Below are 17278 nucleotides of genomic sequence, written 5' to 3'. Positions count from 1 at the left end.
TTTCATGTTCAATTATATACTGCGTTATCTATAAATTATCTTTATACACAGTTATCCCCCTCAAATCAATATTAGAAAATTAACATATTCGCGAAAGCATTCATGAAAAAAGAAGATACATTTAGAGTTGAGTGATATACCAAAACATAACAGGAGCTATCCCAAAAAGTCTTTAAATAACAATTTTGGGATAACTCCTTCTTCAAGTTGAAATTGATTATATTCCGTTATATCGTTTCATCAAAGTAAATATTTACTTGAAAACAACTCTTTGTATTCTAATCTTCTATTATCATCCTAAACATTTAATTAAATTATTCATAAGTGCTTTTTACATCATTTTTTCACATAATTATTTTTTCTTTCTGTATGTTTAATCGTAATAATCCTTTGAAATTCATTATACTAAAAGGCAATAGCCCTCTTCTTACCAAAACCGCCTGAGTCAAATAGAATAGAGTTATATCTTCTTAAAAATAAACCAAGCGAGTAAATACCTAATAACGGTGTAAGAAATAAATAATTATTGACTGCAAAACAAACCAATAACAAAGTTATAATGCAGACCTTCTAAATCAAATAAAAATGCAACCTAAATAAGGCTACATAAAATAATTTAATTTTTCTTTGACAAAAATTCTTTTAGACAACTAAAAATATCCACCTTACGTTTTAATATATAATACCTAAACTTCTCATCTTCAATGTCTTTATAAACAGAAAAAAGGGTAGATGATGAGCGGTTGTACTGATTCACTTCCCCATACCCAAACATATTACACTTCTTCATCAACTCTTCCACAAGCTTTACGCATCTAGCATTATCCGAAGTCAAATTATCACCGTCTGAAAAATGGAATGGATAAATATTATAACGGTCTGGTGAATATTTATTATCGATTAACTCAAGTGCTTTTTTGTATACGGAAGAACAGATCGTTCCGCCACTTTCCCCTTTTGAGAAAAACTCTTCTTCTGTGACGACCTTCGCTTCCGTATGGTGAGCAATAAACTCAATGTCTACGGTTTCATACTTTGTGCGTAAAAATCTTGTCATCCAGAAAAAGAAGCTACGTGCCATATACTTCTCCCATATTCCCATCGATCCACTCGTATCCATCATCGCTAATACAACAGCTTTTGAATCTGGCTTTAACACTTCATTCCAAGTACGGAACTTTAAATCTTCTTGGTGAATTGGATGGAAAGATGCTTTACCACGCATTGCATTTCGTTTATATGCAGATATCATCGTCCGTTTCTTATCAATATTTCCCCATAATCCTGTTTTTCTAATATCATTAAATTCAATATGTTCAATCCGGTTTTCATCTATTTCTTTTCTCTTTAAATTAGGCAGCTCTAACTCTTTGAAAAACGCTTGCTCCAATTCTAAAATTGAGACTTCTGCTTCATAATAATCTTCTCCAGCTGCATCTCCTGCCCCTTGCCCTTTTCCTGGTCCCTTCTGCTTTTGACCACCTGATCCATCTCTTGCAACAACATCACCAACTTTACTGTCACCGTTTCCTTGCCCAACGTGTTTGTTTTTATCATAATTGTATCTAATCTTATATTCATCTAAAGAACGAATCGGTATTTTCACAACATCCTTGCCATTAGACATAACTATACTTTCTTCTGTTACAAGGTCTGGTAAATTATTTTTGATTGCCTCCTGCACTTTTTCTTGATGGCGTTGTTGGTCGTCATATCCTTTGCGATGGAGGGACCAGTTTTCCTGTGAAATCGTGTAATTTGGTTGGTTTTCTTCGCTCATTCCTTTCCCTCCTTACTGTAATTGTCTTCCCCTATGAACAGCAATCTATAATTTTGTTTTCTAGTGTGCGTAACTAGAATATTTGAAAAATAACTGTTCATCGAAAATCATCCCATAAACATATATAGCGTTTTTCATACAATACTCCGAGCATCCTAAACAAAATTTTGCCACTCACATAATAGAAAGAAACATTCAGCCGTTGATAAGAAAGAAACACAATGCATTGTTGCACACATTTTCGTTTTGCAACATATTGTATTGTGTTGGCTTTTTTGTATGAATGGTTGGTTACTCTATCATATGCATATTGTAAAAATAATTGACAAGAAATTCATAAAATCGCATCTTAATTTATTATATTCGGACAAGCTATGACATTTTTTACAAATATCAATAGATAACAAAACGCCGCCCCAAGAATAAGAGACAGCGTTTTGTTATCAAACTATCGATTTAACAAACTACCTACATATCGTAACAATTCATTCGCAGATGAAGAATTATAGCCATGCTCATCAATTAAGCGTGCAACAACATCATTGATTTTCTTAAGCTGATTTTCGTCTGGTGTTTTCGTTGATGTTGTAATTTTCACTATATCTTTTAAATCGGCAAATAGTTTTTTCTGAATCGCTTCACGAAGACGTTCGTGTGAATTATAATCAAAGCGTTTTCCTTTACGTGCATAAGCAGAAATGCGAATTAAAATTTCTTCACGGAATGCCTTTTTAGCATTTTCTGAAATTCCAATTTGCTCTTCAATCGAACGCATAAGTTTTTCATCTGGGCTCATTTCTTCACCAGTTAACGGATCACGTAATTTTGATTTATTGCAGTATGCTTCGACGTTATCTAAGTAATTATCCATAAGTGTCTTAGCTGATTCTTCGTATGAATAAACAAATGCTTTTTGTACTTCTTTCTTAGCAATTTCATCGTATTCTTTTCTCGCTAATGAGATGAAATTCATATAGCGCTCTCGGTCCTCACTACTAATTGACGGGTGCTGATCCAATCCGTCTTTTAACGATCTCAGTACATCTAGTGCATTAATAGATGGTACCTCTTTTCGAATAATTGTAGAAGAAATTCGGTTAATGACATAACGAGGGTCAATCCCCTTCATACCTTCATCTTGATATTCGCGTTGCAGTTCCTCTACATCAATCGTATTATATCCTTCTACCGTTTCTCCATCATATAAACGCATCTTTTTAATTAAATCAATATCTGGACGCTTCGGATCTTTTAAACGAGTTAAAATAGTGAACATTGCTGCAACGCGAAGTGTATGCGGTGCAATATGAACATTGGACACATCACTTTCACGAATCATTTTTTCATAAATATGTTCTTCTTCACTAACCCGTAAATTATATGGAACCGGCATTACAATAATTCGTGAATGCAATGCTTCATTTTTCTTATTTGCTATGAAGGAACGATACTCTGTTTCATTTGTATGCGCTACAATTAATTCATCTGCTGAAATAAGCGCAAATCTTCCTGCTTTAAAATTCCCTTCTTGTGTAAGCGATAGTAAATGCCATAAAAATTTCTCATCACATTTTAACATCTCTTGGAATTCCATCATGCCGCGGTTCGCCTTATTTAATTCTCCATCAAATCGATATGCACGAGGATCTGATTCCGAACCGTATTCTGCAATTGTAGAAAAGTCTAGACTACCTGTTAAATCGGCAATATCTTGTGATTTTGGATCAGAAGGACTAAATGTACCAATTCCTGTACGGCGATCTTCAGAGAAGAAAATACGCTCTACAACTACATCCTCAATTCTTGACCCATATTCTTGCTCTAGACGCATAACATTTAATGGTGATAAATTCCCTTCAATCCTTACTCCATATTCATCAAAGAAATAATTCCGTAAATGTTGCGGAATTAAATGAAGTGGATCTTCATGCATTGGGCATCCTTTTATTGCAAAAATCGCTCCACGATCTGTTCGTGAATATGTTTCTAATCCTCGTTTCAACATCGTAACTAATGTTGATTTCCCCCCACTAACAGGCCCCATTAATAACAAAATACGTTTCCTAACATCTAATCGTTTTGCAGATGGATGAAAATATTCTTCCACAAGGCGTTCTAAAGCATCCTCTAATCCAAATAGCTGATTACTAAAGAAGTTATATTTTCTTCTACCATCAACTTCTTCAATTCCAGCATCTTTTATCATATTGTAAATGCGAGAGTGTGCTGTTTGAGCCACCCATGGTCTTTCTTTCACAAGCTCCAAATACTCCGCAAACGTACCTTCCCATTGTAAACGTTCTTCTGCTTCCCGATATTGTTCAATTTTCTTTAGAATATCCATTATAGCTCCTCCCCCATCTCCTTGTTCAATCGGATTATTATAAAAGGTATGCTAGGATGTCCTTAAACATTCTTTAAATCAAAACGAAATATACAATAGCGCTATAAAATTCTCTCCAAAATTCAAAGAAAATTCTGTATAATAAAGGTATTAAAGTTTTCACGCTGCTATTCATTGTAAATAAATTCTTTTCTTCTAGGAACCTTACATACATTTCGATTCACAAATAGGATTCGTAAACCGAAAAAGTAAGGAGGAAATTAGTATGAAGTTATTATTAATTTTAGGTGTATCGCTCACATTTCTTACAGCTATTTTCACATCTGGTTATAACGATAAGCCAGGTACACAAAAAAAGTGATGTGCTTTTCAGCACATCACTTTTTTTCTTGTTTTTTATACACTATTTAAAATAAATATTTTCCACATCGTATATCGATAAAGGGCGATTATAAAAATAACCTTGTGCTATTTTTACATTTTTCCCCTTTAAAAATTGTATTTGTTCCGCCTTTTCTACTCCTTCTGCAATTACATTTAACCCTAGAGTATGTGCTAAATGAATAATTGCAGCCGTAATATTCGTATCTCTTTCATCTTTATATATACCTTCCATAAAAGAACGATCAATTTTTAACGTATCAATCGGATATGTTTTTAAATAACTTAAAGATGAATATCCCGTTCCAAAGTCATCTAAATGAATCTTTAAATTTTGTTCTTTTAACTGCAATAACACTCTTTTTGATACATCTTTATGTATAAGAGCCCCTTCTGTAACTTCTATTGCTAATAAATGAGGGGGAACGTTGTACTTATTTAAAGCACGTGTAATCATCTCTATTAATGTAATAGAACGAAAATGTCTAGCTGAAATATTAACTGCGATTGGTACAACCTCATATCCTTTATTTAACCATTCACGTATCTGTTCACAAACTTGATGTACTACCCATTCATCAAGTTTAATAATAAACCCTGTTCTTTCAGCAAGTGGGATAAATTGATTGGGCGAGACAAAACCTAGCTCCTTATTCTCCCACCTTATTAAGGCTTCCATACTGGCTATCTTTCCCGTTTCAATATTAATTTGAGGTTGATAATAGAGGGAAAATTCATTTTTCTCTATAGCACGATGTAACTGATTTTCTATTATAAACCTTTGTTCACGTTCACAATCTAATCCACTACAATAAAAATGATAATACCCTTTTCCTTTTTCCTTTGCTTTTTCCAAAGCTGCGTCGACTCTTTGGAAAAGCATTTTTTCATCCATTCCATCTTCTGGGGCCATTACAATCCCAATTGATGCACTCAAATAAACATCCTCTTCTTCTATTACAAAATGCCCACTAATTTTTTTTAATATTGTTTGTGCAACTTCCTCTACGTATTCTCTCGTTATATTTTCTATTAACATAACAAATTGATCATCATGTTCTCTAAATAAATGCATATCTTCTATTTTTAGGTCTCGTAAGCATTCAGTAACTTTTTTTAAGACTTGATCCCCTTCTTTATGACCAAATGTATCATTAATAAGGTGAAATTCATCCAAATCTATAAAAACCAATGCGAATTCTTTATTCTCAGCTAAAAATTCATTTAGCTTATTTGTACATGATATTCTATTCATTAACCCCGTTAACTGATCAAAGTAAGCTAAATATTCTGTTTTCATCTCATTTAATACTTGCCTCGTAACATCCCTCGTAACAATGTACACCCCGACGATTTCACTATTCACAATAATGGGGATTGTCCTCACGGAAATATAAAGTTCATATCCTTCTTTATGAATATATTTCTTTGCAACAATTTGTTTTGCTCTTCCCTGTAAAGCATTTTTAAATATAATTTGAAAAGTTTTTTCATATTCTTTATTTATAAACTGACAAATAAATTGGTCCTTTAACTCTTCATATCGATACCCAAAAATTTCATAAGTCGCTGGATTTGCATATGTAATTCTTCCAATAGAATCTACAGATATAATGGAATCATTATTATATTCTAGTAATGACTTAAATAACATTTGTTTTTCTTCTATTTCCACTTTTTTCTTAACCTGTGCTGTAATATCTCTAGTAATACAAATAATAAACTGACATGTTCCATTTACATCGCATACTGGATTAAGTGAAGATTCATAATGTATATCACCAGTTGGCAAACTAATTACATCACAAAATGTAATTGCTCTCGCTTCTCTCATTACTTTTGCATAGTGTCCTTGCAATAACCTTGCCGTATCTTCTGGTAATACTTCTGCAAAAGTTTTCCCATAACATTCTTTCCCTAGCCTGGCGTGATTCATTCCTATTTTATTCACATAAATATATTTAAAAGTTTCATCATCAATAACTTTCACAATAAACACTAAATCTTGAATAGCATGTAACAATCCCTGTCTTACTAAATCCATATCTATCATACTTAAAAAGGTATTTTGATTATTATATTGTTCCTTCATATTTATCTCAACCCGTCTTATCTATTTTTATTCATATATCTCATTCTATATGAATATGTACCTTTTTTAAAATGTATGATTACATATTTTTTAAAAAAATAAAAAAGCCGCCAAATGGCGACTTTTAATACACGATTTCTAAATCTAATCCTGGATAATTTTGTTGACGGAACGCTTCATAAATTAAAATTGCTGCTGTATTAGATAAATTTAATGAACGTACTTTATCCGTCATTGGAATACGTAAACAATGATCGAAGTTTTCTTCAATTACATTAGCTGGTAATCCATTTGTTTCTCTTCCAAATACGAAATAGTAATCCTTCTCACGTTTGCTATAATCAAATGCTGTATGAGCTTTCTCGCCATACTTTGTTAAATAAAAGAATTCACCATCTTTATTTTTTTCATAAAATTCTTCGATTGAATCATAATACGTAACTTTTACGTGCTGCCAATAATCTAATCCTGCACGCTTTAACATTTTGTCATCCGTTGAAAATCCAAGCGGTCTAATCAAATGTAATTCTGTTCCAGTTGCTGCACAAGTACGTGCAATATTTCCTGTATTTGCTGGAATTTCTGGTTGATATAAAACAACATGTACTCCCACGCGATATTCACCTCTATTTTTTATCTACTACGTATTATACCACTTGAACGAAAAATCTCTACCCATTAATAATATGAAAGAATTTATATTTCATTTGTGGTGTATATTTACTAGAATCTTCATAGTTCCAATAACGCCTGCGGCTATTCGCTGAATGTGCATTTACAAGCGGCATACCATCTGCGTCTTTTGCTACTACAATTGTCGTATGATTCCACCTACCATCATCCTCAAAATCATACGCAATTACATCGCCAAGAATAAGGTCTTCTGGCCTTTCTACTGCTTCTGCTCGAAGCCCTGTTGTAGCACCTGACAAATACCAATAAAAAGAGTGAGCTACAGCCCAGCTCCAACTCCACTGGTTTCCCCTTTGCCACCACCCTTTACGAATGTTAGGATGTCCATTCATCGGTACTTCTCCAGTGTGCAGACATTGTGAAATGAAATTTGTACAATTATCCGGAAAATTACGGTATGCAGAATTACGATCATCCCACCAACGCTCTGCATATTTCACTGCCTCTAAACGATTATATTGATATGAACCGTATTTTTCTTTCGTGACTTCCCGTTCTAACGTTTCACCTATTCCTATTTCTTCTGACACTTCAAGAGCATAATCATCTATTATACAACTATTTTTTAAACAAACTCGTCGTTTTAATTGTTCCTCTTCGATATAAAATAATTCTTTATGCTTAATTAAATATTTCAAGTGTATTTGATAATCAATTTCTTGATGCTCATTACTATTTAATTGTCTAATGAAAGAAATATCTGCAGTTGCTTTCACTATATGTGCACTACGCTTTTGAAACAATTGTTTCTTTCTCTGTACCATTTGTAACAAATCTACTGCAATACCGTCTACATCTGTTCGTTTCTCTGTTATATATGCTAAAAACTGTTGCACTTGCTTTTCAATATTCGCTTTTACAACCATTTCGTTTCCCTCCCATATTACAATATGAAAAAGGGAGATATTATCTACTCTTTTTTCTGTGCTAACAATTCAAGTCCACGATTCATTTCATGAAGAACCTCTTCATCTTTCTCACGTTCCATCGCTTTTTCAATCGCTTCTCCTACTCCATCTCCACCAATTTTCCCAAGTGCCCATGCTGCTGTTCCTCGAAGTACTGGTCTTGGATCATCTTTCATAACACCGATTAAATCAGGAATTGCTGCTGTTTCTTTAAAATGTGCAAGTGCTAAAATAGCATTTCGTTGCAATGGTTTTTTACCTCTCCATGAACCAGACATAATTCCATACTTCTCTTTAAAATCACGATTACTAATTGTTAAAAGTGGTGTTAATAACGGTTTAACTAACTCAGGATCAGGCTCCATTTCAGGATGGTTATGAAAATCCATTCCTTTATTTTTCGGACAAACAGTCTGACACGTATCACATCCATATATACGGTTTCCTATTTTATCGCGATATTCTTCAGGAAGAAACCCTTTTGTCTGTGTTAAAAATGCAATACATTTCTTCGAGTCCAACTGCCCGCCTTGTACTAAAGCACCTGTAGGACAAATATCAATACATTTCGTACAACTTCCACATTGATCTTCTATTGGCCGATCCGGAGGGAATGGAACATTCGTAATCATTTCTCCTAAGTATACATACGAACCAAATTCCGGCGTAATAATAGCGCAGTTCTTACCACTCCATCCAATACCGGCACGCTCTGAAACAGCTCGATCACTTAGCTCCCCTGTATCAACCATTGATTTCACTTCTATATCCGGCAGCTTTTCGATTAAATACGCCTCTAACTTTTGCAAACGATCTCGTAGAACAAGGTGATAATCTTGGCCCCAAGAAGCACGGCAAAAAATCCCACGTCGTTCCCCTCGTTTACTTAATGGTGCATTTTTTAATTTTGAAGGGTATGCTAAAGCAATCGCAATAATTGATTTCGCACCAGGTAACAATAGCTGTGGATTCGTTCTCTTCTCTATATCAGGCTCTTCGAATCCAGACTGATAATTCAATTGTTGTTGCTGGATTAGACGCTGCTTTAATTCCTCAAATGGTGAAGCACTGGCAAAACCTATTTTATCTATACCAATCGTTTTACTATACGCAATTACATCTTGCTTTAATTGTTCAAAGTCCATTTTCAATCGCCTCCACCGATGAATCCATTCCTTATGTAACGACTATATTGGTTATCAATTCACTTTTGGAATAATATTCTTCACTTCTATTTTCGCATACAATTATGATTTTCAAACATTAAAAAACGCAATGCTTCGTTTATCTTAGAAACGAAACACTGCGTTGATCACAATTTATTAGAAAAACATTAAATAAAATTTGGAGCGGGTGAAGAGAATCGAACTCTCGACCAGAGCTTGGAAGGCTCTTGTTTTACCACTAAACTACACCCGCAAATATGAAAAAAATATAAGATATTGAAATAACTTATGTAAAGTAGTATAGCATGTAAAAAAAATCGAAGCAAGAAATTTATCGAAAAAAGTCGAAAAAGTGATGAGATACCTCATCACTTTTTCAATTCTTTATCAATCGCCTTCTTCATACTATCGAAATCAGGGTTTGCAAGATTCCCATTTATATATACTGAAGGAGCACCTTGAACTTTTAATTTTTGAGCACGATCTGAATCTTTACGTACTTTGTCTTTCATTTCTTTACTGTGTAAATCTTTTTTAAACTGTTCTACATTAATTTTCGGAAGCTTTTCTTTCACAATATTAAGAAGTAATTCTTCTGTAATCCATTCTTCCGTATCTTTCTTTTGATTTTGATAAATCTCATCATAGAAAATCCAGAATGAATCTTGATCTTGTTTATAAATTGCTTCACCGGCAGCTGCACCTAAATCAGAGTCTTTTCCGATAAACGGGAAGTTAATAAAATATAACTGCACTTTACCTTTATCAATATACTCTTCTTTTAATCGTGGTAATACTGTTACATCCCAAGTACGACAAGCTGGACATTTAAAGTCTCCAAATTCAACTACCTTAACTGGAGCATCATCTTTCCCTAAAGATTGTTGCGTAGAATAAGCAAACATCTCATTCCCTTTATCTTTCTTGTCATTTATGATGCTATACACAATCGTCCCGATTACAATCAATACTGCGATAGAAAAAACTATACCAAGAGCCATGAGTTTGTTTGATGATTTCATATACATTCCTCTTTAATTTCATATTCTGTATACATCATTGTACACAATACACATAATATCAATACTTACATAGGTCACGCAATGAACACGCTCACATAAATTACAAAAATACAACGTTTGTGACAATATTGTGTCGCCTTTTGTCACAAATTATTAAAAAAAGAAGCTCCTATGTAGGAACTTCTTTTAACTTACTGCTTTTTCACGGGCATTTTTTAACATGGATTGCTCTGTTTTTATATCATGGCGAATTACTAATTTCTCACTAACTGCTTGCACATATTCATCATGATTTATATACCCTTCTTTCTCCATTAGCCTTAAAACTACATTCCGTCTCTCAACTGCTTTATCATAATTTTGTGCAGGTGAGTAATAAGCCGGTGCTTTTACTATAGCAGCCATCATTGCACTTTCAGCCAGTGTTAATTGATCCACTTTTTTACCGAAGTAAAGGTTTGCTGCTTTTTCAATCCCCCATGCGCCTTCTCCGTAGTAAATATTACTTACATACAATTTTAATATCTCATCCTTTGTGAATGTACGTTCAATCTTTTTCGTATAAAAAATTTCTTTCCACTTACGGGAAAATGTACGTTCATTAGATAAGAAAGCATTTTTAGATAACTGCTGTGTAATCGTGCTTCCTCCTTGCACAACACCACCAGCTTTTATATTTTCAATAGACGCCCTGATAATCGCTATATAGTCTAAACCGTTATGATGATAAAACCTTTTATCTTCCGTCGCAATAAATGCGTGTGTTAATGATTCTGGCACCTCTAACTTAGCGGGTACATGTAATTTACTAATATCACTTCGCTCAATCATTACATTTCCAACGAATAATAATGCAAAACTTAACAATAATAATAATATAATGGCTTTATAAAGAAATTTAGTTAATGGATTTAATGCAACTTTTTGATGATAATTCACTCTAGATAATACTCGTTCTTTCATCTCGAACACCTCTTTTCCACACAGCATATAACTCTTAATTTAAGAATACCTTGTTATAAAAGAATATCCCATCGATTTCTCTTACACCTACCTTACAACATTGTAAGGTGTAAAAATGTATTGTATCACAGTCCCTTTTTATCTACTATTCATATGAAATGTTGAATATACATTTATTTATCACACTATTTATAGGAAGTAGGACTCTCCTTAATTTCACTTTATTCTTTTATTATATCAGTTTATACATTTATACTTTTAAACATCTAGCAATCTAATTATATACGATATATCACCATTATACAGAACGAACGTTCTATAAATCAATACTAGCTTTCGGATTATCTCGCTATTTGTGTGCAGTAAGAATTCTCCCTCAAAACTTGGCTAAAGCTAGGAAATTAGGTGGTAGTCCTGCTTCCTCCACCAATTATTAGCCTACACTTTATTATTGTGACCTTTTTCTGAAACAGTATACATAAAGAAAAGGTTAGCAATTTGAGCTGTCCTCAAATAACTAACCTTTTCTTTACAACCTTCCTATAAGATTATATGGCTGAACTTCCCATGTTTCGTATGGAATAAAATGCATTGCTTTCATCGCATCAAGTGTCCTTGATTTCATATGAGGACGCGTTATATACTCATCAATGTTCTCTTCGTTTAAAGCAACAAATTTAGCCTCTTGTATTTCTTCAGATTGAATTTTTATTTCACCACTAACATATGCTACTTTAAAAACAACAGCTACAATATGCATAGAAGCATTATAATAAATCCCTGTAACTCCGATAGGCTTCACAGTTAATCCTGTTTCCTCCATTATTTCTCTGCAAACAGCTTGATCGAGCGCTTCCCCTTCTTCTACCTGTCCTCCAGGCATTTCCCACGTATCTGCTCGCCAGTGCACTTTCGTTAAAAGCACCTCATTCTTTTCATTTGTTAAATAACCTGCTACGGCAACAATATGCTTTGGTGTTTTATGCTCCACAGAAATACCTCCTAGAAATATGATTATTTAAAATACAAACCTATAACCATATTCCCTAGCAGCTACAAAATACCTTTAATACTTTACCACCTTAATTAACTCCATAAAAAAAGACCCTATCCGTTAAAGGAAAGGGTCTTCTGTCTTATATTATTCCCCTAAGTCTACGTTGTGGTAAACTTGCTGTACATCTTCTAAATCTTCTAATGCATCAACCATTTTTTCAAATTGTACTTGAGCATCTTCAGGAAGTTCTACATCACTTTGTGCAAGCATTGTTAATTCTGCAACTGTAAATTCTTCAACACCAGCACCTTTAAGTGCAGATTGTACTGAATGGAACTGATCAGGTTCAGCATAAACGATAACAGAATCTTCTTCTTCTAGAATGTCACGTGCATCTACATCTGCTTCCATTAAGATTTCAAGAACTTCATCTGATGTTTTACCTTCAAGACCGATAACAGCTGTCGCATCAAACATGTAAGCGACAGAACCGTTTACCCCCATGTTACCACTGTTTTTGCTAAATGCAGCTCGTACATCTGCTGCAGTACGGTTTACGTTATTTGTCAGTGTATCTACAATTACCATAGATCCGTTTGGTCCAAAGCCTTCATAACGAAGCTCGTCATAGTTTTCTTCTGAACCGCCTTTTGCCTTTTCAATCGCACGGTCAATAATTGTTCTTGGCACGTTGTATGTTTTCGCACGTTCTAATACAACTCTTAACGTTTGGTTTGATTCTGGATCTGGCTCGCCTTGTTTTGCTGCCACATAAATTTCACGTCCAAATTTCGCGTATATACGGCTTGTATTTGCATCTTTTGATGCTTTTTTTTCTTTAATATTGTTCCATTTACGGCCCATACTTTCCACTCTCTTTCCCATTTTAAATCTACATAAAAATATTAATATGAAATATAATGTGTATTCAACACATTTTTAAAAGAAATATAAAAAGTTCATTTTTGATTCATATTACAGACATAATATAAATCACTATCATTTTGTTCTTTCGACAAGTTATATTATACATGAATTCCTAAGTTTATTACGAATTTTAAAATCACATAGCATAATTTAACAAAAAAAAACCTAACATTTCTGTTAGGGTCTTTTTAGGTGACATTTATATAGAGTGCTACCCTTAAAATCCTTTATTTTAAAGCATTTTAAAAATTTTGAGCTTCTTTAAACATGATAAATTAAAATGAAACGGAGCCAAAATGGAATCATATTAAATAACTGACACCTTTTACTTTCATTTCTCTCCCTTGATTAAATTTATCATATTTCATTTATTACTGTGATAATTTATTTTATTATTTCTCGCTAAACAATAAGAAACAGGGCAAAGCTGCCATGTCCTTTTAAAGATTTGTTATGTAGTATGTTATGAACTATTCATTATCAAACTAAAGTTATTCCTTTTCATTCCTCTACTAATCCCATAATATTTCCTTAATTACTTTCTATTGCTGTATAATTAAAATAGGGAAAAATTTGAAGAAAAGATGGGAGAGAATTATGACACATTCAAATGAGAAAAAATCACATGGTTTTAAAGGAATAGGAGAGAAGTTAAACCCAACTATCTATCAAGTGAGATTCATGAAATTGGATGGTCCAATTCAATTTGAGTCGTTCCCTAAATTAAAGGAATTAGGGGACTGGTTGAGTACTTCAACGCAAATATGGTCGTGTCACTCAACTATGTACAAGTACAACAGAGAAGAGTTTGAAAAGAAGTTTTTCGAAATTACGAAATTACCAGCTGATAATGTGGTAATTTCAACTGGTGGTATCGGATTTAACTTCATGTCACCAGGGTGGAGAGATTCTCTCTAGAGTGCTCGAAAAAATTCTTGTATATGTAATATTCTACTGAAATTTTATCCTTTTAATACTTCATAGTTTCTTCCAACTGTATCTAAAGTTCGTCACTTACTCACCGCACACTACCCCAACGCACTATTATTGCTTATTTTGTAGTGTGAAGAAAATACAAAAAAACTCTACACAATTAGTGTAGAGCCTTGATGTTACGCCGTTCGTGATACCGATGGTCGGGGTCGAACCGACACTCCCGAAGGAACACGATTTTGAGTCGTGCGCGTCTGCCAATTCCGCCACATCGGCATAAAAGAAAGGCGGCAACCGGATTTGAACCGGTGGTAAAGGTTTTGCAGACCTCTGCCTTACCACTTGGCTATGCCGCCATATGAAGTTAAAATGGAGCGGAAGACGGGATTCGAACCCGCGACCCCAACCTTGGCAAGGTTGTATTCTACCACTGAACTACTTCCGCAAAAATGGCTGGGCTAGCTGGATTCGAACCAGCGCATGACGGAGTCAAAGTCCGTTGCCTTACCGCTTGGCTATAGCCCACCGAAGTTTTACTTAATTATATGTAAGTATCCATTAATTTATTTGTAATTTTTAAAAAATAAAAATGGGGCGACTGATGGGAATTGAACCCACGAATGCCGGAGCCACAATCCGGTGCGTTAACCACTTCGCCACAACCGCCATGTTGTGTTTATATATTTGGCAGGGGCAGTAGGAATTGAACCCACACTGGAGGTTTTGGAGACCTCAGTTCTACCTTTAAACTATGCCCCTATGTAAAATGGTGGAGGGGGGCAGATTCGAACTGCCGAACCCGAAGGAGCGGATTTACAGTCCACCGCGTTTAGCCACTTCGCTACCCCTCCGAAACTTACATGGTGCCGGCTAGAGGACTTGAACCCCCAACCTACTGATTACAAGTCAGTTGCTCTACCAATTGAGCTAAGCCGGCATATTTTATTAAAATGGTGGCTCGGGACGGAATCGAACCGCCGACACGAGGATTTTCAGTCCTCTGCTCTACCGACTGAGCTACCGAGCCTTATTAAAATGGCGGTCCCGACCGGGGTCGAACCGGCGATCTCCTGCGTGACAGGCAGGCATGTTAACCACTACACCACGGGACCATTTGGTTGCGGGGACAGGATTTGAACCTGCGACCTTCGGGTTATGAGCCCGACGAGCTACCGTACTGCTCCACCCCGCGATAATATTATTTATATAATTATATGATAAGTGTTAGCAACCACATTACGAGAATGTTTGGTTGCGGGGACAGGATTTGAACCTGCGACCTTCGGGTTATGAGCCCGACGAGCTACCGTACTGCTCCACCCCGCGACAATATTATTCATATAATTTATATGGTGGAGGATGACGGGATCGAACCGCCGACCCCCTGCTTGTAAGGCAGGTGCTCTCCCAGCTGAGCTAATCCTCCAAAAGTGGTGACCCGTACGGGATTCGAACCCGTGTTACCGCCGTGAAAGGGCGGTGTCTTAACCACTTGACCAACGGGCCAAATATTATAAATTCCTTATGGCGGAGAGCAAGGGATTCGAACCCTTGATACGCTTGTGACGTATACACGATTTCCAATCGTGCTCCTTCGGCCAACTCGGACAGCTCTCCAATGGCTCCGCAGGTAGGAATCGAACCTACGACCGATCGGTTAACAGCCGATAGCTCTACCGCTGAGCTACTGCGGAATAATATTGCCTGGCAACGTCCTACTCTCACAGGGACAAGGTCCCAACTACCATCGGCGCTAGAGAGCTTAACTTCCGTGTTCGGTATGGGAACGGGTGTGACCTCTCTGCCATCATTACCAGACATTATTCTTTTGAGACAATCATTATTATAACTTATTCACCCTGAAAGTCAATAAGTTTTTTATATTCTCTCAAAACTAGATAACGTTGCTTCATATTATATGGTTAAGTCCTCGATCTATTAGTATTCGTCAGCTCCACATGTCACCATGCTTCCACCTCGAACCTATCAACCTGATCATCTTTCAGGGATCTTACTAGCTTACGCTATGGGAAATCTCATCTTGAGGGGGGCTTCATGCTTAGATGCTTTCAGCACTTATCCCTTCCGCACATAGCTACCCAGCTATGCCCTTGGCAGAACAACTGGTACACCAGCGGTGCGTCCATCCCGGTCCTCTCGTACTAAGGACAGCTCCTCTCAAATTTCCTGCGCCCACGACGGATAGGGACCGAACTGTCTCACGACGTTCTGAACCCAGCTCGCGTACCGCTTTAATGGGCGAACAGCCCAACCCTTGGGACCGACTACAGCCCCAGGATGCGATGAGCCGACATCGAGGTGCCAAACCTCCCCGTCGATGTGGACTCTTGGGGGAGATAAGCCTGTTATCCCCGGGGTAGCTTTTATCCGTTGAGCGATGGCCCTTCCATGCGGAACCACCGGATCACTAAGCCCGACTTTCGTCCCTGCTCGACTTGTAGGTCTCGCAGTCAAGCTCCCTTATGCCTTTGCACTCTACGAATGATTTCCAACCATTCTGAGGGAACCTTTGGGCGCCTCCGTTACACTTTAGGAGGCGACCGCCCCAGTCAAACTGCCCACCTGACACTGTCTCCCGGGTCGATAAGACCCGTAGGTTAGAATTTCAATACAGTCAGGGCGGTATCCCACCAGCGCCTCCACCGAAGCTAGCGCTCCGGTTTCAATGGCTCCCGCCTATCCTGTACAAACTGTACCAAAATTCAATATCAGGCTACAGTAAAGCTCCACGGGGTCTTTCCGTCCTGTCGCGGGTAACCTGCATCTTCACAGGTACTATAATTTCACCGAGTCTCTGGTTGAGACAGTGCCCAAATCGTTACACCTTTCGTGCGGGTCGGAACTTACCCGACAAGGAATTTCGCTACCTTAGGACCGTTATAGTTACGGCCGCCGTTTACTGGGGCTTCAGTTCAGAGCTTCGCTTACGCTAACCCCTCTCCTTAACCTTCCAGCACCGGGCAGGTGTCAGCCCCTATACTTCGCCTTACGGCTTCGCAGAGACCTGTGTTTTTGCTAAACAGTCGCTTGGGCCTATTCACTGCGGCTTTC

Annotated in this window: 11 protein-coding genes, 17 tRNA genes and 2 rRNA genes (1 of these 30 cut by a window edge); 1 reads left to right on the top strand and 29 read right to left on the bottom strand. The window is 36.4% G+C overall.

Annotated elements, in window-relative coordinates; all coding sequences use genetic code 11:
• Positions 1-616 precede the first annotated feature (616 nt).
• The 11 genes from yhbH to MKY70_RS02845 all read right to left on the bottom strand — a co-directional run bounded on the left by yhbH (position 617) and on the right by MKY70_RS02845 (position 13210).
• On the bottom strand, positions 617-1780 hold the full coding sequence (gene yhbH / locus MKY70_RS02895) for a sporulation protein YhbH (protein ID WP_341023029.1): 1164 nt from the start codon (positions 1778-1780) through the stop codon (positions 617-619).
• A gap of 448 nt (positions 1781-2228) precedes the next feature.
• Positions 2229-4124, bottom strand: coding sequence for a PrkA family serine protein kinase (locus MKY70_RS02890; RefSeq protein ID WP_341074449.1), 1896 nt, complete (start codon positions 4122-4124; stop codon positions 2229-2231).
• A 403-nt stretch (positions 4125-4527) separates the two neighbouring features.
• Complete coding sequence (locus tag MKY70_RS02885; protein WP_341023027.1) at positions 4528-6597, bottom strand: sensor domain-containing protein; 2070 nt, start codon at positions 6595-6597, stop codon at positions 4528-4530.
• 124 nt (positions 6598-6721) lie between these two features.
• The gene (gene trmL, locus MKY70_RS02880; protein WP_000538149.1) at positions 6722-7210 is read right to left on the bottom strand and encodes a tRNA (uridine(34)/cytosine(34)/5-carboxymethylaminomethyluridine(34)-2'-O)-methyltransferase TrmL; all 489 of its coding nucleotides are present in this window, start codon (positions 7208-7210) and stop codon (positions 6722-6724) included.
• A gap of 58 nt (positions 7211-7268) precedes the next feature.
• Entirely contained in the window at positions 7269-8156 is an 888-nt protein-coding gene (locus MKY70_RS02875) for an amidase domain-containing protein (RefSeq protein WP_002091098.1), read from the bottom strand.
• 44 nt (positions 8157-8200) lie between these two features.
• Entirely contained in the window at positions 8201-9343 is a 1143-nt protein-coding gene (queG, locus tag MKY70_RS02870) for a tRNA epoxyqueuosine(34) reductase QueG (RefSeq protein WP_002115986.1), read from the bottom strand.
• A 200-nt stretch (positions 9344-9543) separates the two neighbouring features.
• Positions 9544-9617: transfer RNA gene (locus MKY70_RS02865), tRNA-Gly, on the bottom strand.
• A 115-nt stretch (positions 9618-9732) separates the two neighbouring features.
• Complete coding sequence (locus tag MKY70_RS02860) at positions 9733-10386, bottom strand: DsbA family protein (protein WP_002091101.1); 654 nt, start codon at positions 10384-10386, stop codon at positions 9733-9735.
• A gap of 186 nt (positions 10387-10572) precedes the next feature.
• Positions 10573-11349 (bottom strand): transglycosylase domain-containing protein, encoded by a 777-nt coding sequence (locus MKY70_RS02855; RefSeq protein ID WP_002091102.1) that lies wholly within the window; start codon positions 11347-11349, stop codon positions 10573-10575.
• Between the two features lie 529 nt (positions 11350-11878).
• A complete protein-coding gene (locus MKY70_RS02850) occupies positions 11879-12340 on the bottom strand; it encodes an NUDIX hydrolase (protein ID WP_002010362.1) in 462 nt (153 codons plus the stop codon).
• A gap of 150 nt (positions 12341-12490) precedes the next feature.
• Positions 12491-13210, bottom strand: coding sequence for a YebC/PmpR family DNA-binding transcriptional regulator (locus MKY70_RS02845; RefSeq protein ID WP_002113875.1), 720 nt, complete (start codon positions 13208-13210; stop codon positions 12491-12493).
• Between the two features lie 660 nt (positions 13211-13870).
• Between MKY70_RS02845 and MKY70_RS02840 the strand changes: the two genes are divergently transcribed.
• Positions 13871-14191 carry a DUF3884 family protein gene (locus MKY70_RS02840; protein WP_044444398.1) on the top strand — a complete coding sequence of 107 codons (321 nt, stop codon included), beginning with the start codon at positions 13871-13873 and terminating at the stop codon, positions 14189-14191.
• A gap of 209 nt (positions 14192-14400) precedes the next feature.
• Here the strand turns inward: MKY70_RS02840 and MKY70_RS02835 are convergent.
• The 18 genes from MKY70_RS02835 to MKY70_RS02750 all read right to left on the bottom strand — a co-directional run.
• A tRNA-Leu gene (locus tag MKY70_RS02835) sits at positions 14401-14482 on the bottom strand.
• A 9-nt stretch (positions 14483-14491) separates the two neighbouring features.
• Positions 14492-14562 (bottom strand) — tRNA-Cys (locus MKY70_RS02830).
• A gap of 14 nt (positions 14563-14576) precedes the next feature.
• Positions 14577-14651 (bottom strand) — tRNA-Gly (locus MKY70_RS02825).
• Between the two features lie 5 nt (positions 14652-14656).
• Positions 14657-14731: transfer RNA gene (locus tag MKY70_RS02820), tRNA-Gln, on the bottom strand.
• A gap of 65 nt (positions 14732-14796) precedes the next feature.
• Positions 14797-14872 (bottom strand) — tRNA-His (locus MKY70_RS02815).
• A 19-nt stretch (positions 14873-14891) separates the two neighbouring features.
• A tRNA-Trp gene (locus tag MKY70_RS02810) sits at positions 14892-14965 on the bottom strand.
• Between the two features lie 8 nt (positions 14966-14973).
• Positions 14974-15057, bottom strand: a tRNA-Tyr gene (locus MKY70_RS02805).
• 10 nt (positions 15058-15067) lie between these two features.
• A tRNA-Thr gene (locus tag MKY70_RS02800) sits at positions 15068-15143 on the bottom strand.
• A 14-nt stretch (positions 15144-15157) separates the two neighbouring features.
• Positions 15158-15233: transfer RNA gene (locus MKY70_RS02795), tRNA-Phe, on the bottom strand.
• Positions 15234-15242: 9 nt separating this feature from the next.
• A tRNA-Asp gene (locus tag MKY70_RS02790) sits at positions 15243-15318 on the bottom strand.
• A gap of 3 nt (positions 15319-15321) precedes the next feature.
• Positions 15322-15398 (bottom strand) — tRNA-Met (locus MKY70_RS02785).
• Between the two features lie 57 nt (positions 15399-15455).
• A tRNA-Met gene (locus MKY70_RS02780) sits at positions 15456-15532 on the bottom strand.
• Between the two features lie 24 nt (positions 15533-15556).
• Positions 15557-15632 (bottom strand) — tRNA-Val (locus MKY70_RS02775).
• A gap of 5 nt (positions 15633-15637) precedes the next feature.
• Positions 15638-15712: transfer RNA gene (locus MKY70_RS02770), tRNA-Glu, on the bottom strand.
• Between the two features lie 19 nt (positions 15713-15731).
• A tRNA-Ser gene (locus MKY70_RS02765) sits at positions 15732-15823 on the bottom strand.
• A 2-nt stretch (positions 15824-15825) separates the two neighbouring features.
• Positions 15826-15900 (bottom strand) — tRNA-Asn (locus MKY70_RS02760).
• 8 nt (positions 15901-15908) lie between these two features.
• Positions 15909-16024, bottom strand: a 5S ribosomal RNA gene (gene rrf, locus MKY70_RS02755).
• A gap of 100 nt (positions 16025-16124) precedes the next feature.
• A 23S ribosomal RNA gene (locus MKY70_RS02750) occupies positions 16125-17278 on the bottom strand (it continues 1768 nt past the right edge of the window).

It is taken from the genome of Bacillus sp. FSL R9-9492 (assembly GCF_038007365.1).
GTDB classification, from domain to species: domain Bacteria; phylum Bacillota; class Bacilli; order Bacillales; family Bacillaceae_G; genus Bacillus_A; species Bacillus_A mycoides.
This window is presented reverse-complemented; position numbering and strand designations above follow the sequence as displayed.